This is a genomic window from Vibrio sp. 10N.286.48.B8, assembly GCF_003050085.1.
Lineage (GTDB): Bacteria > Pseudomonadota > Gammaproteobacteria > Enterobacterales > Vibrionaceae > Vibrio > Vibrio crassostreae.
Genome location: NZ_PIGD01000012.1, coordinates 24,107 through 49,472, shown reverse-complemented (window position 1 = coordinate 49,472; position 25,366 = coordinate 24,107). Strand labels below are relative to the sequence as shown.

Genomic DNA, 25,366 nt, shown 5'->3' with positions numbered 1-25,366 from the left:
CTTAACTTTCCTGTTGTAGTGCCTCGAGCTCTTCCCAGCGCTCAAAAGCAACTTCAAGCTCCTGCTCTGCTGCAGATAGCTTATCTAATACTGGTTGTGTCTGCTCTACAGATTTTGAAAAGAAGCTTGGATCGTTGACTTCTTCCTGAAGAGTTTCAATTTGAGTTTCCAATTCTTCTAAACGCATTGGTAGCGCTTCTAGTTCTCGTTGTAGCTTATACGATAACTTCTTAGGTTTAGCTTTAACTGGCGCAGTTTTGGGAGTTTCCTCAACTACTTTCTCAGGCTTTGATGGCTTTTCAACCTGTCGGTACTCTAATGCTTGTTTTCTTTGCTGCTGAGCATCGTGGTAACCACCAACAAATTCTTCAATAACGCCATTACCTTCAAAGATCCAACTTGTCATAACCGTGTTATCAACAAACTGACGATCGTGGCTCACTAAAAGAAGCGTACCCTGATAGTTGGCAAGCAAATCTTCTAAAAGTTCCAAAGTTTCGATATCTAGATCGTTGGTTGGCTCATCGAGAATCAATAAGTTGTTCGACTTAAGGAAGATACGAGCTAGTAACAGACGGTTTTTCTCACCACCAGATAGTGCTTTAACAGGAGTACGAGCACGTTTTGGAGAAAATAAGAAATCTTGTAAGTAGCTTAGTGCATGACGCTCACGGCCACCTACAGTGACTTCTTGCTTACCATCCGCTAAGTTATCGATTACAGACTTCTCAGGATCTAGAATTTCACGATATTGGTCAAAGTAAGCGACTTCAAGCTTAGTACCACAATGTAGACGACCTGAATCAGGCTTAAGCTGATCAAGAAGCAGCTTGAGTACCGTACTCTTACCACAGCCATTCGGGCCAATTAGAGCGATACGATCACCACGCATGATGTTGAAGCTGAAGTCTTTAACAATCTCTTTGCCTTCGAAGCCAAAGTTAATGTTTTCAGCTTCAAATACAATCTTGCCTGAACGCTGGCCATCATCGATTTGGATAACAGCTTTACCCTGCACTTCACGACGGTTCAAACGTTCTTCACGTAGCTTCTTAAGCGCACGTACGCGGCCTTCGTTACGAGTACGACGAGCTTTAATACCCTGACGAATCCATACTTCCTCTTGAGCAAGCTTCTTATCAAATTCAGCGTTTTGCATTTCTTCTACACGAAGCGCTTCTTCTTTTTCAACTAGGTAGTTTTCGTAATCACCAGGGAAAGAGCTCAACTTACCGCGATCAAGATCGACGATACGTGTTGCCATCGATTTAATAAACGCACGGTCGTGCGAGATAAAGATGATTGAACCACGGAAATCTTTCAGGAAGCCTTCTAACCATTCAATGGTAGCAACATCCAGGTGGTTAGTCGGTTCGTCTAGTAGAAGCACGTCAGGGTCACATACAAGCGCACGAGCAAGCGCCGCTTTACGTTGCCAACCACCAGATAAATCAGTCAGCTTTGTTTCAGCTGTCAACTTAAGTGCAGCCAATACGTTGCTTACGCGATCTTCAAAGCGCCATGCATTCGCATGATCCAATTGCTCTTGAACACGAGTAAGACGATTTAGGTTCTTTTCACTAGGGTCAGTACCGATGAGATCCAGAAGATCATGATAGATCTTCAGCTGTTCACCGATTTCCGCTAGGCCACCAGCAACGTAATCATAAACGGTACCTTGCTCATTGCGCGGTGGATCTTGCTCAAGGCGAGATACAACCACATCTTGTGTGATTTGCATCTTGCCGTCGTCCATGATGATGTTCCCAGACAGGATTTTCATCAACGTAGACTTACCAGCGCCATTGCGCCCTACTAAACACACACGTTCGTTTTCTTGCAGTGCGAAGTCCGCACGATCTAATAACGGGTGATCGCCAAACGCTAATTGCCCATTATGAATTGTAAGTAATGCCATTCTTCTTTAACCAATCATTAAGTTCTAACAAGCCAAATGGCCAGTTAAGCTCTGAGCTTTGAGAAAGATCAGAGCTTTCAAGTTTGAGCACCGGAATAGTGACCCCGTAACGGGAAAAGAGCTCATCATCGAATGCAATGTCGACAACGTTGACGTGATGGCTAATATTTAACTGTTCCGTGAGTTGGAATGCCATCTCACATAGATGGCACCCTTCTGTACTGTAGAGAGTCAGCACTATATATCCTTATACAATCTCTTAACTACTTGTGAGTAATCAACCAGCAGTTATGAATGTGCTTATTGCGAGAGAAGTCCAATGGAAGTGTCTTAGCAGAGATGTTCTGAGCCTTAAGACCTAATTCATCCAGAGCTTCCAAGTCCATTTTGAAGTGACGCTTGTTGTTAGAGAACACAATCGTGCCTTCTTCACGAAGAAGACGCTTAAGGTTTTCCATCAATTGAATGTGATCACGCTGAACATCAAAAGATTGATCCATACGCTTAGAGTTTGAGAACGTAGGTGGATCAATAAAGATCAGGTCGTAAGAACCCTGCTCTTTAACCAACCACTGTAAGCAATCAGCTTGCACAAATTGATGTTGACGACCAACACGGCCATTAAGCTCCATGTTCTGTTTTGCCCACTCAAGGTAGGTATTAGACATATCAACCGTTGTTGTAGAACGAGCGCCACCTACAGCAGCATGAACAGATGCACTGCCTGTGTAAGCGAACAGGTTTAGGAAATCTTTACCTGCGGCCATCTCACCGATACGACGACGAGTGATCTTATGATCTAGGAACAAGCCTGTATCTAGGTAATCATGAAGATTAACAATCAGCTTAACGCCGTATTCGTTCACTTCTAGGTTAGATGAGTCTTGAGCCATCTTCTGGTATTGAGAACGGCCTTTCTGCTTCTGACGAACCTTAAGCACGACGTTGTTTGCTTCAACGCCTGTTACTTGAATAGACGCACGAATAATATCGGTTAAACGACGCTTAGCTTTATCTTCCGGAACATCTTTAGGCGCTGCGTATTCTTGAATCACAAGGTGACCTGGGTATACATCAATCGCTACATTGTATTCTGGTAAGTCAGCGTCGTAGATACGGTAACAATCTAATTGCTCTTTCTTAGCCCACTTGCCAATTTTACCGATGTTCTTTTTAAGTCGGTTTGCAAAGTCAGGAGCAATCAGCTGTTCTTGCTCGCCCGTTGGACGTTCTGACATCGGACGATCTGAAATTGAGTAGTTCTTTTGGTGACACGGTAACGCACCGTTATTCAATTTGAACTGTTTGTCTGCACGCATGCGTAAGCAGCTAAGTAGTTCGTCTGAACTAGAGAAGATAGACGCGTTACAACCGCCAAATTCAGCTTTAAGCTGTGCGCCGAATGCCGTGTACAGTGCAATTAGGCCAGGCTCTGTACCCAGACGCTCACCATAAGGTGGGTTAGAAACAATCACACCATCAACAAATTCTGTAGGGCGTTTAAGCTTTGCAGCGTCACCTACTTCGAATTCAATCAACTCTTCAACACCAGCACGACGAGCATTGTCGCGCGCTGTTTTGATCATGCGTTCATCGTTATCGTAACCATAGAACTTACATTCTACTTTCTTAACGCCACGACGACCTTGAACGTTCGCTTCAGCTTTAACTTCAGCCCAAAGCTCTGGTTCGAAATCTTCTAGTGATTCAAAACACCACTTCTGGCGTTTAACACCAGGAGCCATGTTTGCAGCCATCATTGCCGCTTCAATCACTAACGTACCTGAACCACACATAGGGTCTAGGAAAGGCTTAGTTGCATCCCAACCACTACGGAGAAGAATCGCTGCAGCAAGCGTTTCACGCAGAGGTGCGCGACCTGATTCTGGACGGTAACCACGTTGATGAAGACCGCTTCCCACCATATCAACACCAAGAATCGCTTTATCACGGTGTAGACGAACGTGAATACGAACATCTGGGTTCTCTTTGCTGATAGAAGGACGAGGCAAAGACTTCTTCTCGAAGCAATCAACAACGGCATCTTTTACTTTCATCGCACCGTATTGGCTATTACGGATTTCGTTGTTCGTACCATTGAAGTCAACAACAAAACGCTTAGAGCTATGGAATTGATTTACCCAGTTAACCGCAGTGGTTGATAGGTACAAATCCATGTCGTCCATACAAGTGAATTCAGAAAGGACACGTACAAATCGAGAAGCCAAACGGCTCCACAAACAACAACGATAAATTTGCTCATTGGTCGCTTTGAATTTAACACCTGCTTGAACAGGTTTTGCGTTTGTAATCCCTAGTTGGGTTAGTTCTTCAACTAATAAATTCTCAAGGCCGTTTGAGGTAACCGCTAGATATTGATTCATAGTGTTCTTTTATTGATAAAAATGAGTTCGATTATACCTGAATTTGTAACTAGAGCATCACACTAAACACGTCTTTTCATTGAATCTTTCGACTAACTGGCTAGCAAATGCACAGTCTTGAAGCGATCGCTTACCCACATCCCCTTAGAACATAAGACCTATCAAACCAACTTCATTTCTGACCACTTATTAACCAAAGTAGCAATGTGAATTTATATTCATCTCAAATCTGGTATATACCAAATGAGATTTATGGATGAAATTTAGCTACAAAAGACCAAAAACAGGGAATAAAGATGGACAAATTACACTTCTAGCGATGAAAACAGGCTGAAATTAAGGCGAAAAAATAGTCGTAAGTTCACTATTTAAATGGTTAAGCAGTGATGTATTTATCAAGATGAGGTTTTTTAGGCACAAAAAAATCGGCTATTGAGCCGATTTTGGGAAAGGTTTGACAGGTTTACGCGTTGCGATGTGTGTGAGAAATGATGGACTGAATAGAAGGCTAACCGACCATCGCAATGTGCGTTTGATGAAGAATAGCGTTCGCGTCTATCATTCTATCGTGCATGACCTTAATCGAGTCGCCAAAGCGTAACCCTTTTGAAGGTGTAAGCAGAAACTCTTCTAGGTCGACAAATGCACATAGGCTCGCGCACTCTCCCACTTCTAATACAATGAAATACCCTAAGCTATGCTCGTTATTCATTTGTACGATATCCCCTTCTTGAGGATATTCATGCCCAGCGCCCTGTGAGTCGAAGAACCAACTCTTAGGCTGTACAGGCTTATGGAAGCGTTTTGCTGCCACACAATAAAGCGCGAGTTCAGCTTGGCGAGGCTCAGACAGTTCTAAGCCAGAAATTTGTTCTTTGAAGGTTTGGTATGAAGATGCGTCATCAACGGTGAATTCATTATCTCTAAACGCGCAGTCCACCAGCTTATTGCGGACCAGATTCGTTTTGAAAATCATATCCTCTCCGAGGTTTAGCATTAATGAACATTGCTGCTCATCGTAATACCAACTCCATGTATCGCTAGGTTTAAGCATCATTTCGTCTCACACTGTTGAACCATTCCATTAGGTAAAACGCAAAATTACCTTCAATTACAGTAATTTTACTGAGCAATAGGCAAAAAAAAAGAGGAAATGAATTCCTCTTTCTTATCGCTTTTCTCTACAACTCAGTGAGTTACAGTGTCTCTTTTAGTAAGACGATGCCAGATTGTCGCTTTTCAAGAATAAAAGCAATTTTCAGCTTATATTTTTTACAGCTTATAAATTTTTAACGATGTCGCCAACTAGGCCTGGACCTTTGTAGATGAAACCAGAGTAAACTTGTACAAGCTTCGCGCCTGCCATCATTTTCTCTTTTGCAGCAACATACGAGTCAACACCACCTACTCCAATGATCGGCAGTTTGTCACCAAGCTCTTCGTGAAGTTTGCGAACTACTTCAGTGCTGCGAGATTGAACTGGACGTCCACTTAGGCCACCCGCTTCATCGCAATGTTTCATACCTTCAACGATTGAACGATCCAATGTTGTATTTGTTGCGATCACACCATCGATCTTATTTTTGATCAATGATTCACAAATTTGGCTAATTTCGTCGTCACTTAGATCCGGAGCAATCTTAAGAGCAAGAGGAACATATTTACCATGCTTCTCTTCCAGTTCAGATTGTTTGGTTTTAAGTTCAGACAACAGATCGTCTAGAGCTTCGCCGTATTGTAGAGAACGAAGTCCTGGAGTATTTGGTGAAGAGATGTTCACAGCAATGTAACCAGCGTATTGATATACCTTCTCCATACAGATCAAGTAATCTTCAGCGCCCTTTTCAATTGGTGTGTCTTTGTTCTTACCGATGTTAATACCTAAGATGCCATCGTAGTTCGACTTCTTAACATTCTCAACAAGGTTGTCGACGCCTAGGTTGTTAAAGCCCATGCGGTTGATGATACCTTCAGCTTCAACAAGACGGAATAAACGAGGTTTGTCGTTACCCGCTTGTGGACGTGGAGTCACTGTTCCTACTTCTACGAAACCAAAACCCATAGCGCCAAATGCATCAATACATTCGCCGTTTTTATCTAGGCCTGCCGCGAGGCCAACTGGGTTTTTAAAAGTAAGACCCATGCACTCTACAGGTCGATGAGGTAATTGTTGGCGATACAAAAGATCAATTGGTGTGCCTGTAAAGCGTTTGAAATTTTGAATTGCAAGATCATGTGCCTTTTCGGCATCAAGTTGGAAAAAGCCAGTTCTGGCTAGACGGTAAAGCATTGTGCCTCCGATAGAAAAAAGCCCCGTGTAAACGGGGCGATATTATTTACTTATTTACCCAACTATTCAATCTATTACTGTCTGTAAGGGTAAGATAATCGAGTTTGCTAACGAATGAGGTTCATTATTAAGCAAACGTTATCGTTTCTTCAGGTTATTAACCCATTTCTAATCTCAACCTTAGTACAGCCACCAACTCACTTAACAACAAACAACGTGTCCGTCGAGGTTGGTCCTTCAAAAATCGCTAGTTCTATTGATCCCACTTTACCGAAACGAAAAAGGCAGACCTTGTGGCCTGCCCTTATATTTTTCGTTTTATCTAGTGACTAGTCTTTCGACATGCAGTTTAGATTCAACAACATCAATTCACGTAACGCCACTGAGAACTTAGCAAACTCATGAACAGAACCCACTTTGAATTCGTTCAAGATGCTCTCCCAACGATGCAGAGAAACAGAGTTACTTTCCATCCAGTCATCAAGCGCTTTAATCACATCGATGTCTGAAGCACAGCCACAGTTAAGTACTTGGCCAGTTAGCTGACGTTGTTGCCAATCCAGATCTTCTCTGAATGCAGCACGTGCCAGCGCTTGCCAGTTGTTGTCTACAGCTTGGCCATTAATTTGCTTCAAGAACCAATGCAGTGACAAACGGTCGCCAAGGTTGAAGTAAAGCTTAGACGCTTGTTGGACTGTTTTACCTGTTTCACGAGCTACTGTGGATATATCCAGTGCTGAGTACAGGCTAGACAAACGAGCCACTGAATTAGCCAGCTCAGCATTTACACCTTGATCAATCCATAGTTGAGCCATTGCTTGATGCTCTTCTACTTCTGAAGCTACTAAGTTTTCGTCCAGTTTTTCAGTAATCGCAGCCACATCACCTTGGTAAAGCTCAATCAATGCGTTCACTGACTGTTTACCCGTACGGTTTCTTAGCAACCAGCGTGCTAGGCGACGAAGCGTACGACGCACATGGTAAAGCAATTCGTATTGAGCTTCAGAACTTGAGATGTTGTCCAGTTCACGGATGCTCTTTAGTACCTTACCTAGACCGTAGATTTCACGTGATGCCGCGTAAGCATTCGCAATATCAACAATGTTCGCGCCCGTCTCTTCTTGCAAACGAGTCACAAAGTTACAGCCCATCTCGTTAACCATTTGGTTAGCAAGCGCAGTTGCAATGATCTCGGCACGTAGTGGATGGTTATCCATGTGCTGGGAGTAGTTACGGCGTAACTCTGTTGGGAAGTATTGCATCAGTTGTTGAGCATGGAACTCATCATTCGCAATATCATCACTTACAAGATCTTCTTTTAGAACCATTTTACCGTAAGCGATCAATACTGATAGCTCAGGTCTTGTTAATGCTTGGCCTTGCTTCTCACGCTCTAGCAGCGTTTCGTCATCTGGGATGTATTCCAAACCACGGTCTAAATACCCTGCTTTTTCCATTGTGTGGATGAAGCGGATTTGCTCTTTCACTAAGCCAACACCTTGATGCTCAGTCACAGAGATGGACTCAGCTTGGCAGTACGCATCATCTAGTACGATTTCACCAACTTCATCTTCCATTGACTCAAGCACTTGGTTACGTTGCTTAACGGTTAGATCACCATTAGACACTAAGCCATTCAAGAAGATCTTAATGTTAACTTCGTTATCCGAGCAATCTACACCACCAACGTTATCAACAAAGTCAGTATTTACTCGACCGCCCGTTAGAGCGTATTCAATACGACCCAATTGAGTCATACCCAAGTTACCGCCTTCACCAACAACCTTAGCTTTTAGGTCACGTCCATCAATACGTAGCACGTCATTTGCACGGTCACCCACATCAGTATGAGTCTCGCTAGAAGACTTAACGTAAGTACCAATACCGCCATTCCAAAGTAGATCAACCTGCATAGACAAGATCGCTTTGATCAAGTCATTGGGTGCCATAGAAGCTTTCTTGGTACCCAGCATTTTCTGAATTTCAGGTGTTAGGGAAATAGACTTCGCTCGACGAGAGAAGATGCCACCACCTTGAGAAATCAGGTCTTTATTGTAATCTTCCCAGCTTGAACGAGGCAGATTAAACAGACGGTCACGCTCTACCCAGCTTGATGCCGACTCTGGATTCGGGTCAATGAAGATATGCATGTGGTTAAACGCAGCTTGTAAGCGAATATGCTTAGATAGCAGCATACCGTTACCAAATACGTCGCCCGCCATATCACCTACACCAATTGCAGTGAAGTCTGTGCTTTGACAGTTGATGCCCATTTCACGGAAGTGACGTTTAACAGATTCCCAACCACCTTTCGCCGTGATACCCATAGCTTTATGGTCGTAACCGTTAGAACCACCAGAGGCAAACGCGTCACCTAACCAGAAGTTGTACTCTTCAGCTACCGAGTTCGCTAGATCTGAGAATGTCGCGGTACCTTTATCGGCAGCTACAACCAAGTACGGGTCATCTTCATCGTGACGAACAACACTCTTAGGTGGGATAACCTCACCTTCAATGATGTTGTCTGATACGTCTAGTAAGGCACGGATGAAGCGCTTGTAACAACGTTGACCTTCAGCAAAGATCTCATCTCGGCCAGACATAGTGTGTTGACGCTTACAAACAAAACCACCTTTAGCACCAACCGGAACGATAACCGTGTTCTTAACTTGTTGCGCTTTAACTAGACCTAGAATCTCAGTACGGAAGTCCTCTTGACGGTCTGACCAACGTAAACCACCACGTGCTACTTTACCGCCACGTAGATGAACACCCTCAATATCTGGTGCGTATACGAAGATCTCAAACGCAGGAACCGGCGCTGGGATATCTGGAATCTCGCTTGGTCTCATTTTCAGAGCCAACCAAGGTTTAGACTGCTTGTTTTCGTCTACTTGGTAGTAGTTCGTACGAAGCGTTGCAGTGATCATTTCCATGTAGCGACGAATGATACGGTCATCATCCAAGCTCTCTACATGATCCAACTGTTCAGTGATCTTCTTAATAAGATCTTGTTGGCCTTTCACGCTGCCCTTCAGTTTAGGATCGAAACGCTTGCCGAATAAGCTCACTAGCCCTTTTGCTAACTCTGGGTAATGAGACAATGTGTCTTCAATGTATTGTTGGCTGAATGGGAAACCCACTTGACGCATGTAACGAGCATAAGCACGTAAAATTGAGATTTCACGGCCAGAAAGACCAGCGCCAAGTACCAAACGGTTGAAACCATCGCTGTCTAACTCACCCGCCCAAATTGCTGCGAACGCTTGTTGGAAAAGATCGCGCGCTTCGCGAAGATCGATAGTCTTATCGCTCTTGTGCAACATCGAGAAATCAAGGATCCAGTATGTCACACCATTAGTTTTACGCACTTCATAAGGTGATTCACCGATAACGCGTAGGCCGAAGTTTTCAAGCATTGGCATAACATCAGAAAGGTGAATTGGCTCATCGCTGTGGTAGAACAACTTCAAACGAACTGCTTTAGAATCTGCCGCCTCTTCTTGAGGACGGTAGAAAAGCATACCCAATTTATTGTCTTCACTTAGTGCTTCTAAACGTTCAATATCCGCAACTGCAGAACCTGGCATCATGTCTTCTTTGTACGAACGTGGGAATGCACGCATGTACTCTTTCGACAATGGAAGCCCTTTGCTCTCACCGAAGTTTGCAATGATTGATTCAGACAGGCGGTCATCCCACGTAGACGATACTTCCATTAAATTTTGCTCAATTGTTTTCACGTCCACATCCATGTTGTTGTTATCAACACGAACAATATAGTGCGTTCTCGCCAGTGGGCTTTCAGAGAAGTAAGTTGTGAATTCAACCTCTTCTTCACAACCAAAGTACTGCTTCAAGATGCGTTGTGTTTGGCGACGAAGCTCAGTGTTGTAACGATCTTTTGTTACGTAAACCATGCAGCTAAAGAAACGGCCAAACGGGTCTTTGCGAACGAACAGACGCAGAAGATCGCGATCTTGCATTTGTACTACGCCAGTACCCACTTCAAGTAACTCTTCTTCTCGAGCTTGAAGCAGTTCATCACGTGGGTAGTTTTCAAGAATGTTGTGCAGTGCTTTGTAAGAGTATGAACCCTCACGGTAACCACTCGCGTCTAAGATTCGGTCTACTTTCTCACGAACAAGAGGAATCGTTTCAACGGTTTGGTTATAAACAGCAGACGTGTAAAGACCAGTAAAGCGGTGCTCACCAATGACCTTACCGTTCTTATCGAACTTCTTAATACCGATGTAATCGTTGTAAGCTGGGCGGTGAATGCGTGAAGCCGTGTTGCCCTTGGTTACAATAAGTACATAAGGCTTTTTCGCTTCAAGGCGTGCCGAATCAGAAAACTCAGACAACTTAACGTTGCGTACACGATCTGAATTCGCAAACAAACCAAGACCTTGCTCCTTGGTCGGTTGCAGTTCAGTGTCGCCGTTAACTGAAACTAGGTCATATTCCTTATAACCCATGAATGTAAAGTTGTGTTCACCTAACCAACGAAGAAACGCCAACGTTTCATCAAAACGTTGGCCATCTACAGGAATGCTCTCTTTCTGCTTTTCTACTTGATTGGTTACTTCTTCAAGTCTTTCAACCATCTTCAACCAATCGTTCACAACTAAGCTAGTATCGGTAAAGATATCCAGTAGCTCCGTTTTAAGAGCTGTCATTTCAGCTTTACTGCTAAGACGGTCTACTTCGATATGGAAAAGCGATTGGAATGCACCTTCGTTATTGCTAACACCGACAACACTGCCCTTATCTGAGCGAGAGATTTGTGTTGGGTTATGAAGCATCAGGTGAGAAGAAAGGTCTAGGCGAGTAAGTGCCATTTTTACAGAATCAACAAGGAATGGGCTGTCTGGAACGACTATCTCAACGATAGTGTGAGTAGACTGCCAACCTTGACGACTTACCGTCGGGTTGAAAACGCGTACAGAGATTTCGTCGGCTTTCTTTTCATTGATGTGATGCCATAAGCTAACTACAGCACCATATAAATCGGATTCGTTTCTCTGAGTCAGATCGTCGTGAGAAACGTTACTAAACAAGTGTTGAGCAAGTTGAGTTACGAGAGGTCGATGAGCAAGGTCAAGTTTGTCTTGAATCAGCTTGTAAACTTTTTCAAGTAAAACTGGAACCACAGTTTCACGTGCGGTCATAGTCACACTCCACAATTAGAATTATATTTTATTATTAGGGGGATCACTTAAGCTAGTGTTTGAAACGTGCCGCTGAGCGCTTTTCTACTAACGAGTTAAGCAAAGGTAATGCATTCATTTATTGTAAAAGCATTATTGAAAAATAGTTAATTGTTTTGGAGGTGGTAAGAGGTGAAATGTTTGATTATGTGATTAAGATTCCTTTTAACTCACTAGGCACGCCAAGGTTTACAGAGCTTCCAACTTAATAAACTTATTTTTTTGGTCAGTTGTCAGCCTAAACTGCCCTCTAACCCCTATTTGTGTAAGAAATGGTCTGAATCGAGTTGCAGGTAACTGTAAACGTAAACCTGTTGTTGTTATCACTTGAACTTTACTTGCCGCACCAGAATAGCTGGCTAAAAACTGCTGATATGAGATGTTAAGTTGGAAAATATAGCGATTCATACGATACCTGTATAGACACACAGTGCCAGTATTTTTTGGCACTTGACGATGTCTGACTGTGAAACCTAGCTTGAAACTGAACTTGAAACTGCTCTAGCTTATCGAAAATTCGATGAACCAGAAACAAAAAATCAGTGGCAGATATTCTCTACCACTGACGACTTTTCTTGATAAGTAAACAGATTTAAGTAAACCGTTAATTGAGAACGTTTAACTTAAGCTTCTAGTGCCTTCGTTACTTTCTCAAATAAGTCTTTAGCTAGGTTGTCCATCCCCTTTAAAGTCTCAAGTTCTTTCTTGATCAGAGCTTGGCGTTCATCATCGTACTTACGGAATTTAAGAAGCGGGTCAATCAGACGTGAAGCCACTTGCGGGTTACTGCTGTTAAGCTCACGTAAGATCTCGCCAGCAAACTCATAGCCCTGACCAGACTTATCATGGAACTGTACCGGGTTCATGTTTAAGAATGAACCAACCAAGTTGCGAGTTCGATTCGGGTTCTTCAAACTAAACGCTTGATGTGACATTGATGCTTTGATCACTTCAAGAGCATTGGAACTTGGGTTTGTACCTTGTAGAGCAAACCACTTATCCATAACAAGACCATCGTGTTTCCACTTGTCGCTGTAATCCGCCATCAAGGTTTCACGACATGGTAGTTGCGCACTGTTTGCCGCACCCATTGCTGCCATTGTATCGGTCATGTTGTTTGCTTGTTGGTACATTGCAACAACCAAATCGTTACCCTGTTCTGTGTGCGCTAAGTAACTTAGGCAAACTTTACGTAAAGTGCGCTTACCAATCGAATCGTGATCGATTGTGTATTCAGTGAGAGCATTGCTGTGATAAACCGCAGCTAACTCGTCTTCAAGTTCAGCAGCTAATGTTACTTTCATTGAGTTAAGAACAGATGCGACCGCATCAATATCAACACGCTCGTACCAACCTGATACTTCATTATGGCTTGGCAGTGAAAGCATTTCTGCGATAAACGCAGGCTCTAGTGAATCACTCAGCAGTACGCCACGGAATGCATCAACAACAGAACCAGAAAGCTCAAATGCTTGACCCTGTTGAACCTTCTCAACGTTGCTGCGAATGTACTTCGCCAATAGCATTTGACCAGCATCCCAACGAGAGAACTCATTGCGCGCATTCACCATCAAGAAGATAAGCTCTTCATCTGAATAGTCGTACTCCAATTTCACTGGCGCAGAGAATTCACGAAGTAGTGATGGGATTGGTTGTTCAGAAACATTTTCAAACACGAAGGTTTGTTCCGCTTCTTTGACATCTAATACGTTATGAACTGGCTTTCCGTTACATTGTAACTCAACAACATCACCTGAAGCCGTGTACAGCTCGATATCCAGAGGGATATGCAAAGCCTGCTTTTCAGTTTGCTCATGCGTGGGTGCCGTTACTTGGCGAGTTGTTAACGTGTATTGTTTCTTTTCTGCATCGTAATGACTTTCAACAGACAGCGTCGGCGTACCAGACTGGCTGTACCATAAGCGGAACTGAGATAGGTCAACGCCAGATGCATCTTCCATTGCCGCGACGAAGTCTTCACATGTTGCAGCCGTGCCATCATGACGTTCAAAGTAAAGCTTCATGCCTTTTTGGAAACCGTCTTCACCCAACAATGTGTGGATCATTCGGATCACTTCGCTGCCCTTTTCGTAAACAGTCAATGTGTAGAAGTTATTCATTTCTATCACTTTTTCAGGACGAATTGGGTGTGACATTGGGCTTGCGTCTTCAGCGAATTGTGGACCGCGAATCATACGAACGTTGCTGATTCGGTTTACTGCGCGAGAGCCAAGATCAGATGAGAACTCTTGATCGCGGAATACCGTTAGGCCTTCTTTCAAGCTCAGCTGAAACCAGTCGCGACAAGTCACTCGGTTGCCGGTCCAGTTATGGAAATATTCATGACCGATTACTGCTTCAATACCAAGGTAATCTGTATCCGTTGCAGTTTGGTCGTTTGCTAGAACAAACTTAGAGTTAAATACGTTCAGGCCTTTGTTTTCCATCGCACCCATGTTGAAGAAATCAACGGCTACGATCATGTAGATGTCTAAGTCGTATTCAAGATTGAAACGCTCTTCGTCCCACTTCATTGAGTTAATCAAAGAAACCATCGCGTGGTTTGCACGGTCTAGATTGCCTTTATCAACAAAGATTTCTAGGTCAACTTTGCGACCCGATTGTGTAGTGTATACGTCACGAAGTACATCGAAGTCACCCGCAACTAAAGCAAATAGGTATGCCGGCTTGGGATGTGGGTCTTGCCACTTAACCCAATGACGACCGTTTTCAGCTTCGCCTTCATCTACACGGTTACCATTGCTTAATAAGAATGGGTTTTCTGCTTTGTCTGCGATTACTGTGGTGGTGAATTTCGCCAACACATCTGGGCGATCCATGTAATAAGTAATACGACGGAAACCTTCGGCTTCACACTGAGTACAGAACGCACCACCCGACTTATACAAGCCTTCAAGTGCGCTATTCCCTTCAGGATTCACTTCAGTAACGATGGTTAGAGTAAATTCTTTTGGAAGGTCATTCAGCGTCAGTTGAGTTTCAGACTGCTCGTACTGAGTCCATTCGTTGCCTTCAACCGAAACAGAAACCAACTTCAAGCCTTCACCATCAAGTACTAATGTCGCGCTGTCTTTCTCCTGCTTAACACTAGAAACAGCCGTAACAATGGATGCTGAATCGTATAAATCGAAAGTAAGATCGATATCAGAAATAGTGTGAGATGGTGATTGATAATCTTTACGATACTTGGCTTGAGGTGTATGTGCCATGACGGGTTCCTTTTGATCGTTATACGTAATTATTTGTTAACTGTATATATCTAAAGGTTGAACGCCAAGAACACAAGAGGAATATTAAAAAAAGGAGGCATTGTAGGAAAATGCCTCCATGTTTTGCTATTTTATCAATCAAATCAGAAAGGAACGGCTAAGAAATGAACTGTGTACCATATTTTCAACAAGCCGATGTTATGGCTAAAACTCTTACTTAACGTATGCGATTAAGCACTGCGAACATGTCTCCCTCTTCACCTTGCAGCGTCAAGACATCGCTATTCAGTGTATATCGAGTACCGTGTTCACCGTTCTCATAAAGTAACACTAGCTGGTCGCCTTCGGTGTAATACACACCGCGACGAATGACTTCACCGCCTTCTTCATCTGATACTCGAAACATGAAGATAAAATCAGGTTGAAGCACTAAATCCATTTTTTGAATGTTACTCGCACGCAAATCGCTTCCAGACAGTTCGGCGCTTGACCAAATTCCAGCCAGGGCGTTGGGCAAGGCTTTGGTGAACATAACACCATTAAGATTCAGCATATTATGGTTGCTGCTGTACGCGTAAACCTGGGGCTCAGAAGTATTCAAACCCAAAATAATCGTATCTTCATTGGCGTTATACAAACCTTCCCAATGATCAACACTATAGTCTTTCTTTTGGATATCGATAGTGAATGAGTAATTTGAATCGAGAGTGAGTTTGATTGCTCTAAAGTTTTCAGTACCTTGCTCAGGATCTGGATTCATCAAATACCAATCGCCAAGCAACAAAGGAAGGTCAAAATGAGATAGATTACTATCACTTTTTGATTGTTGACTGTTCGAAGCAACCTCGCTCCCAAAAGCAACAAAACTTAAACAAGATAAAATTAGTAGAATCCATTTCATACGCGCCCCCTCGTTTTCTTTAAGCTTAGGCTCGTAATGATTAGAAAGCGAAAAATATGATCCAAGTCACTAAATTTTAAGTGCGAAGTAACTTAAATGTCATTATTCAACGAAAAACAGAGCTAAATGCCCCTTAATATTGCGTGTTCTTTACGACAATCTCAACGGTTACAATCAGATATTCCTGTCAAATCATAGACACAAAAAAAGCGAGCCTAAGCTCGCTTTTTAAAATAGTACGTCTTTAAACAATCACCTTTTAACAGGCATTCTGTTTATTTCTTGATCATATCCAGCATGATAGCAACTGATTCATCAAGATAAGCATCCGGGGCTTCGTAGTCTTTTGGAATATCATCCAACGTTTTAAATGCCTCTAATTTAGCGGCTTTTTGACGTTGGTTAATACGCTCTAGACGAAGCGCATCCGCATCATCACTCTCTTGTTGACGAAACTTTTCATTAAGAGAAAGGTCGTTGTCGTCTTTATCTGCCTTATATTTTTCAATATCTTGCGCGATAAAGCCAAATTCCATGTCTGTTGCGATACGAGCTTGGTGTTTAGCCGTCAACGCTGCGATTTGCTCATCGTTACTCTGTAACACTGAGTACTTCGCTTTGTCGATGCTGTCCCAAGGAAGAGCATTGTCTTCAACACTTTCACCAGTATCGGCAGGATCAATTGGCGTTGGGTAAGCAATATCAGGCACTACGCCCTTGTTTTGCGTACTACCACCATTGATTCGGTAGAATTTCTGGATTGTGTATTGAACGTAACCCAACTCTTTATCGAACAAATCATAAATATGATTCAAAGAGCGATGCTGTTGCACCGTACCTTTACCGAAAGAGTTTTCACCCAAGATAATTGCACGACCGTAATCTTGCATCGCTGCTGCAAAGATTTCAGATGCTGAAGCACTATAGCGATTCACCAATACCGTTAACGGACCTCGGTAACTGATTTGGCCATCGGTATCACTGTTCACTTTGACACGACCGTAGCTATCACGAACCTGAACAACAGGTCCCTCTTTGATAAACAAACCAGAGAGTTCGGTTGCTTCAGTCAGTGCACCACCACCGTTGTTTCGAAGGTCAACAATAATACCTTCAACACCTTGCTCTTTAAGCTCGGTGATCAGTTTATCGGTATCTTTAGAAAGGCCAACATAGAAACTTGGTACTTCTAGTACACCAATCTTCTTGCCATCTTTCTCGATAACTTCTGACTTAACAGCGCGGTCTTCTAAACGAATCTTATCGCGTACAATTGTGACAACGTGACTTTTTGCATCTTTACCGTCTGGCAAGATCTGTAGCTTAACTTTAGTCCCTTTCGGTCCTTTAATTAATTGCACTACATCGTCTAAACGCCAGCCGATAACATCAACAATCTCTTCACCATCTTGACCAACTCCAACAATACGGTCGCCATCGCTCAATTGTTTGCTATTTGACGCAGGGCCACCAGCAACTAAAGATCGAATAACGGTGTAGTCGTCTGTCATCTGAAGTACAGCACCAATACCTTCTAGAGATAGATTCATCTCGGATTGGAATTGCTCTGCATTTCTTGGAGAAAGGTAACTGGTGTGCGGATCAACTTCTCGCGCGAATGCGTTCATGTAGATTTGGAAAGCATCTTCGTTGTGCGATTGCGTAATACGCTTCATCGCATTGTTGTAACGCTTTTCCAAAACTTCTTGAATCTCTGGCCACTCTTTACCAGTAAGTTTTAGATTCAACGCATCGTATTTAACGCGTTTTCTCCAAAGCTCATTCACTTCAGCGATATCTTTTGGCCATTCCGCTTCGCTACGATTTAGCTCAATACTTTCATCGGTATCAAACTTAATCTCTGTATCTAGCAAAGACAATGCATATTGAAAACGTTCAAAACGCTTCTGCATAGACAAATTATAAACATCGAATGCAATCTGGTTATTACCCGCTTTCAGTTGATCATCAATTTGTGTAGATGACGCAGCGAAAGAGTCAATATCAGCTTGAGTGAAGATATTACGATTATAATCCAGCATCTCTAAGTAACGATTAAAGATAGCTTGAGAGAAATCATCGTTGAGATTGAAGTGTTTATAGTGAGAACGAGTAAATCGAGAAGTAACACGTTTACTAGCAGTTTCGTGTTGGACCTCAGGAGCGAGTAGAGGTAAATCGTCCTGATCTAATTTGGCTTCGAGAGCCTGAGCTGAAGCTGCTAGCCAAAAGCTAGCAGCAATCAGTGTCAATTTTGAACGGCATTTCATGCGTAGGAGTATCTCCTTTAAGCGCGCAAGTGCTCCGCTTTAACAACCATTTGTAGGCCGTTTGCTAACTGAACACGCACATCTTCCTTATTGATTTCAACAATGGTCGCAGCCATGTTTCCTTTACCCATGTTCACATTTACTTCTTTGCCAGCGATGAATTCATCAGCGTTCAAAGCGCGTGTTTCTACAGGCTTTTCTACTTTTGGTGCTTTAGGCGCTTTAGGCGCTTGACGACGAGGCTGTTGAGCTTTCTTCGCCTTAGGTTTCGCTTTGCCTTCTTCACGAGCTTTTTGTGCTTGTTCTTTACGACGAGCCTGAACTTTCGCTTTGCTTTCTGCAAGTGTAGCTTTAGCGTGTTCAACGTGCTCTTCTTCTAGAGTGCCACACGCGTTGCCGTCTAAGTCAACACGTTCTGCGCCAGCTTTTACGCCGTGCAGGTAACGCCATGATGATGTGTACTGTCTTAACGCTGCACGAAGCTGAGTCTTACTTACTTTTTCATCTTCATTAAGACGTTCAGCAAGATCTTGAAAAATACCAATTTTAAGTGGCTTCGCTTCACCTTCTAGAGTAAAGCATTTAGGGAAACATTCAGCAATATATGCGATAACTTCTTTGCTGTTTTTTAACTTTTCAGTGTTTTCCATGTGGGTTCCTGGTTTTTGCGGTTTTCCGCGAGCATTAAGAAAATATTTTTACGTATTATAGAGAGATGCTTGGGAAAAACCACAGTAAGAGAATAATTTATGCCTTGTTCGCGTGCGAATTAAGCAGCTTTTCCACTTCTGCCATGAAAAATGTCAATCCGTCCTCGTCAATTTGAGAAAAACGGCCAACATTTGGGCTATCGATATCAAGAACACCCGCTATTTTTCCACCAATAGAGAACGGAATTACGATTTCTGAGTTACTTGCAGCGTCACAAGCGATATGACCTTCGAACTCATGAACATCATGAATGCGCTGAACTGTATTCGTCGCAACCGCAGTTCCACACACACCACGCCCTACCGGAATTCGCACACAAGCAGGTTGACCTTGAAAGGGACCCAGTACAAGTTCGTCTTTTTCCTTAGCTTGATCTTGCTTCATTAAATAGAAACCCGCCCAATTCAAGTCATCCAATTCCATGAATAATAATGAACTGATATTAGCAAGATTAGCAGTTAGATCGATTTCTGATTCAATTAATGCAACGGCTTGTTTGGTTAAGCGTTGGTAATGTTCTATTTTCATATTAACTTCCAATTAAATTGAGACTTCCATTATCAAGAGAACGCAGTAGAATGCGACCATAAAACTAAATAGGACTTATTCTCATTACAATGAACGATTCAGAAGACACTATTAGCCGTTCTTGGTTAATAACTCAAGTAAAAAAACACAAGTCCAAATTACTGTTTGCTAACATTATTGCCATACTTGCAACTCTCATCAGTGTCCCTATCCCGTTGCTCATGCCATTAATGGTTGATGAAGTATTACTTGATAAGCCGGCTTCTGGCTTAGATATGATGAACCACCTACTTCCAACATCGTTGCAGACACCCACTGGCTATATTGCACTGACTTTACTGTTAGTCATTATCATGCGTACCGTTAGCCAAGCGTTGAACATTCTACAAGGGCGTCAATTCACGCTCGTCTCCAAAACAATTACCTATCAAATGCGTAGCAAGATGATAGATAAACTTGGCCGTATTAGTATTCGACAATACGAGACCAAAGGCAGCGGCGGCATTAATGCTCACCTAATAACAGACATAGAGACAATCGATAAGTTCATTGGCTCAACGCTCTCTAAGTTCCTCATCAGCTTCTTAACTGTGTTCGGTACCGCGATCGTGTTGTTATGGTTAGAGTGGCGTTTAGGGTTGTTCATTCTACTGGTCAATCCTGTTGTTATTTATTTCTCTCGTAAACTAGGCAGCAAGGTTAAGCACCTTAAAAAGTACGAGAACCAATCTTTCGAACGTTTTCAGAATCGCTTGGTGGAAACCTTAGATGGTATTTACCAACTGCGTGCAGCGAATAAAGAACGCATTTTTCTCAATGAGCTTAAGATTCAAGCAAACCAAGTAAGAATCGATGCCGACAAATACGCTTGGCAATCTGAAGCTGCTGGCCGCGTTTCGTTTCTCCTCTTCTTGTTAGGTTTCGAGCTTTTCCGCGCTGTCGCTATGCTAATGGTTCTATTCAGTGACTTAACCATTGGTCAGATTTTTGCGGTATTTGGTTACTTATGGTTCATGTTGGGCCCGGTTCAAGAGCTGCTAGGGATTCAATTCTCTTGGTATAGTGCAAAAGCGGCACTGCAACGCATCAACGATCTACTTCAATTAGAAGAAGAGAAGCGCCCGATTAGCAAAGTAAACCCGTTTTATGAAGATCAAGAAGTGACAGTCGACATCGAAGACGTTACATTCTCTTACACATTAGAAAACACTGTTTTAAATAGGCTATCACTACACATCCCTGCAGGTAAGAAAGTCGCTTTGGTGGGTGCGAGTGGTGGTGGTAAATCTACCTTAATCCAGTTGCTAATTGGGGTTTACCAAGCGGACTCAGGTTGCATTCGCTATAACGGTGAAACAACCGACGACATCAGCTTTGATGTAATACGTAATCAAATTGCCGTTGTTTTACAACAACCTATACTCTTTAACGATACATTGAGGCATAATCTGACCCTTGGTGCTGAATACGATGAAATGTCGTTGTGGCGTGCGCTTGAAGTCTCTCAAATGCAAGATGTCATCAAGCAACTCAGCAATGGCTTAGATACACAGATTGGTAGGAATGGCGTCCGACTGTCTGGCGGTCAACGACAACGCTTAGCAATAGCTCGTATGGTGCTGAGCAATCCTAAGTTTGTTATTCTTGATGAAGCGACATCTGCACTCGATACAGCAACAGAGTCAGCACTGCATAAAGCGTTGAGCGAGTTTTTGAAAGATCGCACAACTTTGATAGTGGCTCATCGATTATCAGCGGTGAAACAAGCCGATCTAATCTATGTTTTAGAAGATGGGCAAGTCACACAAACGGGAACACATGGTGAATTGGTTGAACAACAAGGACTTTATCAAACACTCTACGGCAGTGTGCAATCGCACGCCTGATGTTTGTAGTCCTAAGCATTTAAGTCGGGCATCGAGCCTAACTGACGTTTCAACTTGGGAGGTCGCGTGACCTCCCCATTCCCCACCAACCCTTTATCAACTCAGCATCAATGCGTTAGTAGCTCAGTGCGCCTTTGTCAGGGCTGCGAACTCCCCGTTGATAAAATGGACATCCCTTTAGGGAAATCCGCTTACTGCCCAAGGTGTGGCACTCAGCTTTATAGAGGCGGCACCCCTAGCCTGTCTGGAAACCTAGCAATCGCTGTCACTTGTTTATTGCTATTTATCCCATCGCACTTTTTCGAATTCATCAGTATTCGCTTGATTGGTGTCATGATACCCGCGACTTTACCATCCGGCGTCTTTACCTTAATGGGCGAAGGTTTCCCTTTGCTTGGTTTGCTGATTCTGTTCTGCAGTTCGATCGCTCCGTTGCTTGTATGTAGCTCGGTGCTCATCACCCATGTATCACTGCGTTTTAAGATCTTCACACCCTTTCGCTATGCATTAGCCATTATTCAGACCCTCAAACATTGGATGATGTTGGATGTGTTTCTGGTAAGTTTGGCGGTCTCATGTTTCAAACTGCAAGATTACTCAGATATTTTTGTAGGCCCAGGATTGGTTGGCCTGATTCTTCTGCAACTTTTCAGCGTATTATTGGTAAGCCGTATCAGTGTGCGTCGCTACTGGGAAGCTTGGGCAAAAGAATCTGACTACTCTTTTGCTGAAAGTAAGAACATACACTGTCACAACTGCCACCTATCTCAACCGGATGGACATACTTGCGTGCGTTGTCACCATGACTTATACCACCGCAAGCCCTACTCTATACAGAAGACATGGGCTCTGCTGTTTGCCGCATCCGTGGCTATTGTGCCAGCCAACGTTATTCCGATTTCTATCCTTATAACAAACGGACAAAGGCTAGAAGACACAATAATTTCTGGTGTCGCGTCGCTGATAAATAGCGATATGTACGGCATTGCAGCGATCATTTTCATTGCCAGTATCGTCGTGCCCGTCGCGAAAATACTCGGCCTCGCGTACATCTTAATCTGTATCAAGATGAAGCGCGCCGTTTACCACAGACAACGCATGACCATCTATTTCATTGTGAAATGGGTAGGGAAATGGTCGGTGATGGACCTGTTTGTTATTTCGATCATGATGACCTTGGTCGACCGTGGACAGATTTTAAACTTTACACCAGGTTATGGTGCAGTCGCTTTTGGCGTCGTAGTTGTTCTCACGATGCTGGCAGCGGAAAGCTTAGATCCTAGGCTAATTTGGGATAACTACACCTCTAAAGATGAGTCAGTGAATGAACAACGATAACCAATCACAAACGTCATATTCACCAGAAGTAAGGAAAAACAAAGGCATCTCACCTTTGTGGATTCTACCGATATTAACCGTTGCATTAGCCGGTTGGTTGGTCATGAAATCGATACACGATGCTGGGCAACGTGTGCAGATATACTTCTCAGATGCCGCAGGTTTAGTCGCAGGTCGAACAACGATTCGTTACCAAGGCTTAGAGGTGGGTATGGTGCGTGACATCACGCTGTCCAAAGACCTGTCCAATATTTACGTTGATGCTGATATCTATCCTGAAGCTAAGAAACTACTTTCAAAAGGTACACGCTTCTGGCTGGTTAAACCGACAGCAAGCTTATCGGGTATCTCTGGTTTAGATGCGCTTGTTTCAGGTAACTACATTGCTATTCATCCAAGTGAAACGAAACAAGAGCCAGAAACAGTCTTCCAAGCCTTGAAATCATCTCCTTCTGACTTACTCGCTTCTGAAGGTTTGAATATCTCACTGACGACCAAAGACCTAGGCGGTGTGTCTGTTGGTTCTCAAATCGTTTACCGCAAAATTCCAATTGGTGAGGTTTACAACTACCAACTAAACGACAACGCTAAATCCGTTACGATTCAAGCATCGATTAAAGACGAATACAGCCATATCATCACCGACCAAAGCCGCTTTTGGAATGTCAGTGGTTTGGGTGCAAGTATTGGTTTTTCTGGTGTTGATGTTCGCTTAGAAAGCCTAAGTGCATTGCTTGGCGGTTCAATTGCGGTCGACTCTCCGGGAGAAGGCCAACCGGTTGAGATGAATACCAAGTTCAAGCTCTACCCAGATTTGAAAACAGCGGGTCGTGGTATCTCTATCAAGATCGCCGTTCCCGATGATAACAAGATCAGTGCAACGGGTGCTCCGATCATGTATCGCGGCATCGAAATCGGTCAAATTACCGATTTATCGTTAAGCGAAGGTCGCGAAAACGTCGTTGCATCTGCCGCTATCCAACCGGCATTCAGTGACTTTTTGAATAGCGGCAGTAAATTCGTTCTAGAAGAAGCAGAACTATCGCTTACAGGCATGAAAAATATTGCCAACTTAGTGACAGGTAACTTTTTAACCTTGGTACCGGGTGAAGGTGAAAAAGCACGTCGATTTACTGCGATCCGTAAAAACGAGTTCAGTCAGGAACAAGAAAAGTCGGTCGCGATTCGCTTAACCTCAAACAATTCATTCGGGCTGGATGTCGGTACACAGCTTCTTTACAAAGGTATTGCTGTTGGCTCTATCATCCATGTGGGATTGGTTGATGGTGTTGGGACGGGCTCTGATAAGCACGAAGTGTTCATGGATGCACTTATCGATAATGAATACGCGCACCTTATCAAAAGCCACAACCGTTTCTTTGTGACAGGCAGTGCGACGGCAGAGCTAACCGAGTCAGGCTTGAGTGTTACGGTCCCACCGGCGAAGCAGCTTCTTACTGGCTCAATTAGCTTTGTGAGTGAAGGAAAATCTGAGGCTAGAACGAATTACCAGCTTTTCCAAAGTAAATCGTTAGCAGAAATCGCCAAGTTTAATCAGTCTGGTTCAAAGACGCTTTCGTTGTTTGCGAGTGAACTGCCATCAATTTCTAAAGGCAGCCCACTACTCTACCGCAACCTACAAGTGGGTAGTATTTCTGATTTTCAGCTTGCAGACGGTGGCGTAAGAATTAAGGTCACGATCGAAAATCGTTACACGCACTTACTCAATAAACATACCGTTTTCTGGAACCGTTCAGGCGTTGAGGTTGATGCGTCGCTATCGGGTATAAGTATTAAAGCTGCACCGGTTAAAACCCTTATCCAAGGCGGTATTGCTTTTGACTCTCTGCCGGGAATCGACAACAAACTCGGCGATGTGTGGAAGCTTTATAAAGATTCGAAATCCGCTCGAAAATTTGGCCGCGCGATTACCATCACCTCTTCCGGCGATCAAGAAGTCAGCAAGGGCATGGCGATCAAATATCAAGGTGTCACTGTTGGTGAGGTTACTTTGGTGATTCCGAACTTCAACAAGGGCGGTATTGAAATTACTGCGCGTATTTTACCAGAGTACGTCGACAAGATTGCCGTGGCGAACAGTCACTTCTGGTTAGCTGAACCTGAGATTGGCCTTAACGGCATCAAAAACGTCTCTGCGCTGCTCTCTAAGCACATAAATGTAGATCCTGGCAAAGGCGAAAGAAACACGAAATTTAAGCTCAGCAAAGGACCAGAGCAGCCTGAAGGTAAGATATTCCAGCTACAAAGCGAAACGCGAGGCTCGGTATCTGAAGGCACACCTATCCTATTCCGTGAGCTAGAAATCGGCAGTGTTATCGATGTTCAGCTAGGCGAGTTTGCTGACCGTATCATCTCTACAATTCAAATCGAGCCAGACTATGCCTACCTAATCCGCGCAAACACTGTGTTCTGGAACGTATCGGGCGTCGATGTCTCTATCGGTCTGTCAGGCGCAAACATCAAAGCTGGAACGGTAGACAGTTTATTACGAGGTGGTATTACATTCTCAACGCCACCGACGAATGAACTTCAACCAGTGGCAAGCGAAGATCAGTCTTTCTACCTCTATCCTAAAGCCGAAGATGAGTGGAAGTCATGGAGAACTGCGATTCCTCGCCCATAGTGAATCCCCTGACATTCCAGGAAGATTAATTCTTCATCAAAATGCAGCCATTAGGC

15 protein-coding genes are annotated in these 25,366 nt (G+C 43.4%); 3 read left to right on the top strand and 12 right to left on the bottom strand.

The window, feature by feature from the left end; all coding sequences use genetic code 11:
* Position 1: 1 nt before the first annotated feature.
* From CWO08_RS14610 to CWO08_RS14555, 12 genes are all read right to left on the bottom strand, one after another.
* Complete coding sequence (locus CWO08_RS14610) at positions 2-1,918, bottom strand: ABC transporter ATP-binding protein (RefSeq protein WP_108020679.1); 1,917 nt, start codon at positions 1,916-1,918, stop codon at positions 2-4.
* Positions 1,896-2,156: a glutaredoxin family protein gene (locus tag CWO08_RS14605; protein WP_108020678.1), complete on the bottom strand. Its 261-nt coding sequence runs from the start codon at positions 2,154-2,156 to the stop codon at positions 1,896-1,898. The genes CWO08_RS14610 and CWO08_RS14605 overlap by 23 nt, the downstream gene beginning before the upstream one ends.
* A 25-nt stretch (positions 2,157-2,181) precedes the next feature.
* Complete coding sequence (gene rlmKL, locus CWO08_RS14600; protein ID WP_108020677.1) at positions 2,182-4,302, bottom strand: bifunctional 23S rRNA (guanine(2069)-N(7))-methyltransferase RlmK/23S rRNA (guanine(2445)-N(2))-methyltransferase RlmL; 2,121 nt, start codon at positions 4,300-4,302, stop codon at positions 2,182-2,184.
* Between the two features lie 508 nt (positions 4,303-4,810).
* Complete coding sequence (locus CWO08_RS14595) at positions 4,811-5,359, bottom strand: cell division protein ZapC (protein ID WP_017059680.1); 549 nt, start codon at positions 5,357-5,359, stop codon at positions 4,811-4,813.
* Between the two features lie 222 nt (positions 5,360-5,581).
* The gene (gene pyrD / locus CWO08_RS14590) at positions 5,582-6,592 is read right to left on the bottom strand and encodes a quinone-dependent dihydroorotate dehydrogenase (protein WP_017059681.1); all 1,011 of its coding nucleotides are present in this window, start codon (positions 6,590-6,592) and stop codon (positions 5,582-5,584) included.
* A 329-nt stretch (positions 6,593-6,921) separates the two neighbouring features.
* Positions 6,922-11,763 carry an NAD-glutamate dehydrogenase gene (locus CWO08_RS14585; RefSeq protein WP_048661954.1) on the bottom strand — a complete coding sequence of 1,614 codons (4,842 nt, stop codon included), beginning with the start codon at positions 11,761-11,763 and terminating at the stop codon, positions 6,922-6,924.
* A gap of 228 nt (positions 11,764-11,991) precedes the next feature.
* Positions 11,992-12,210 (bottom strand): DUF2835 domain-containing protein, encoded by a 219-nt coding sequence (locus CWO08_RS14580; RefSeq protein WP_004733645.1) that lies wholly within the window; start codon positions 12,208-12,210, stop codon positions 11,992-11,994.
* 215 nt (positions 12,211-12,425) lie between these two features.
* Positions 12,426-15,032, bottom strand: coding sequence for an aminopeptidase N (pepN, locus tag CWO08_RS14575; protein ID WP_108020676.1), 2,607 nt, complete (start codon positions 15,030-15,032; stop codon positions 12,426-12,428).
* 217 nt (positions 15,033-15,249) lie between these two features.
* A complete protein-coding gene (locus CWO08_RS14570; protein ID WP_048660785.1) occupies positions 15,250-15,933 on the bottom strand; it encodes a hypothetical protein in 684 nt (227 codons plus the stop codon).
* Between the two features lie 275 nt (positions 15,934-16,208).
* Positions 16,209-18,203, bottom strand: a complete 1,995-nt coding sequence (gene prc, locus CWO08_RS14565) for a carboxy terminal-processing peptidase (RefSeq protein ID WP_108020675.1) — start codon at positions 18,201-18,203, stop codon at positions 16,209-16,211.
* A 17-nt stretch (positions 18,204-18,220) separates the two neighbouring features.
* Complete coding sequence (proQ, locus tag CWO08_RS14560; protein WP_050653522.1) at positions 18,221-18,853, bottom strand: RNA chaperone ProQ; 633 nt, start codon at positions 18,851-18,853, stop codon at positions 18,221-18,223.
* 97 nt (positions 18,854-18,950) lie between these two features.
* Positions 18,951-19,442, bottom strand: a complete 492-nt coding sequence (locus tag CWO08_RS14555; protein WP_057622357.1) for a GAF domain-containing protein — start codon at positions 19,440-19,442, stop codon at positions 18,951-18,953.
* Positions 19,443-19,531: 89 nt separating this feature from the next.
* Here CWO08_RS14555 and CWO08_RS14550 point away from each other — a divergent pair, with 89 nt between their 5' ends.
* The 3 genes from CWO08_RS14550 to CWO08_RS14540 are packed head-to-tail and all read left to right on the top strand — an operon-like array spanning position 19,532 to position 25,310.
* Entirely contained in the window at positions 19,532-21,328 is a 1,797-nt protein-coding gene (locus tag CWO08_RS14550; RefSeq protein WP_108020674.1) for an ABC transporter ATP-binding protein, read from the top strand.
* Positions 21,329-21,382: 54 nt separating this feature from the next.
* The gene (locus CWO08_RS14545; protein ID WP_108020673.1) at positions 21,383-22,666 is read left to right on the top strand and encodes a paraquat-inducible protein A; all 1,284 of its coding nucleotides are present in this window, start codon (positions 21,383-21,385) and stop codon (positions 22,664-22,666) included.
* Positions 22,653-25,310, top strand: a complete 2,658-nt coding sequence (locus CWO08_RS14540) for an MlaD family protein (protein WP_108020672.1) — start codon at positions 22,653-22,655, stop codon at positions 25,308-25,310. Before CWO08_RS14545 ends, CWO08_RS14540 begins: the two co-directional genes overlap by 14 nt.
* The last annotated feature ends 56 nt before the right edge of the window (positions 25,311-25,366 follow it).

Excerpts from the sequence above, each read along its gene's own strand:
- CWO08_RS14555 (WP_057622357.1), bottom strand. The coding sequence starts at position 19,442 with ATGAAAATAGAACATTACCAACGCTTAACCAAACAAGCCGTTGCATTA.
- CWO08_RS14570 (WP_048660785.1), bottom strand. The coding sequence starts at position 15,933 with ATGAAATGGATTCTACTAATTTTATCTTGTTTAAGTTTTGTTGCTTTT.
- CWO08_RS14580 (WP_004733645.1), bottom strand. The coding sequence starts at position 12,210 with ATGAATCGCTATATTTTCCAACTTAACATCTCATATCAGCAGTTTTTA.
- proQ (WP_050653522.1), bottom strand. The coding sequence starts at position 18,853 with ATGGAAAACACTGAAAAGTTAAAAAACAGCAAAGAAGTTATCGCATAT.
- pyrD (WP_017059681.1), bottom strand. The coding sequence starts at position 6,592 with ATGCTTTACCGTCTAGCCAGAACTGGCTTTTTCCAACTTGATGCCGAA.
- pepN (WP_108020676.1), bottom strand. The coding sequence starts at position 15,032 with ATGGCACATACACCTCAAGCCAAGTATCGTAAAGATTATCAATCACCA.
- CWO08_RS14595 (WP_017059680.1), bottom strand. The coding sequence starts at position 5,359 with ATGATGCTTAAACCTAGCGATACATGGAGTTGGTATTACGATGAGCAG.
- CWO08_RS14540 (WP_108020672.1), top strand. The coding sequence starts at position 22,653 with ATGAACAACGATAACCAATCACAAACGTCATATTCACCAGAAGTAAGG.
- CWO08_RS14585 (WP_048661954.1), bottom strand. The coding sequence starts at position 11,763 with ATGACCGCACGTGAAACTGTGGTTCCAGTTTTACTTGAAAAAGTTTAC.
- CWO08_RS14550 (WP_108020674.1), top strand. The coding sequence starts at position 19,532 with ATGAACGATTCAGAAGACACTATTAGCCGTTCTTGGTTAATAACTCAA.
- CWO08_RS14610 (WP_108020679.1), bottom strand. The coding sequence starts at position 1,918 with ATGGCATTACTTACAATTCATAATGGGCAATTAGCGTTTGGCGATCAC.
- prc (WP_108020675.1), bottom strand. The coding sequence starts at position 18,203 with ATGAAATGCCGTTCAAAATTGACACTGATTGCTGCTAGCTTTTGGCTA.
- rlmKL (WP_108020677.1), bottom strand. The coding sequence starts at position 4,302 with ATGAATCAATATCTAGCGGTTACCTCAAACGGCCTTGAGAATTTATTA.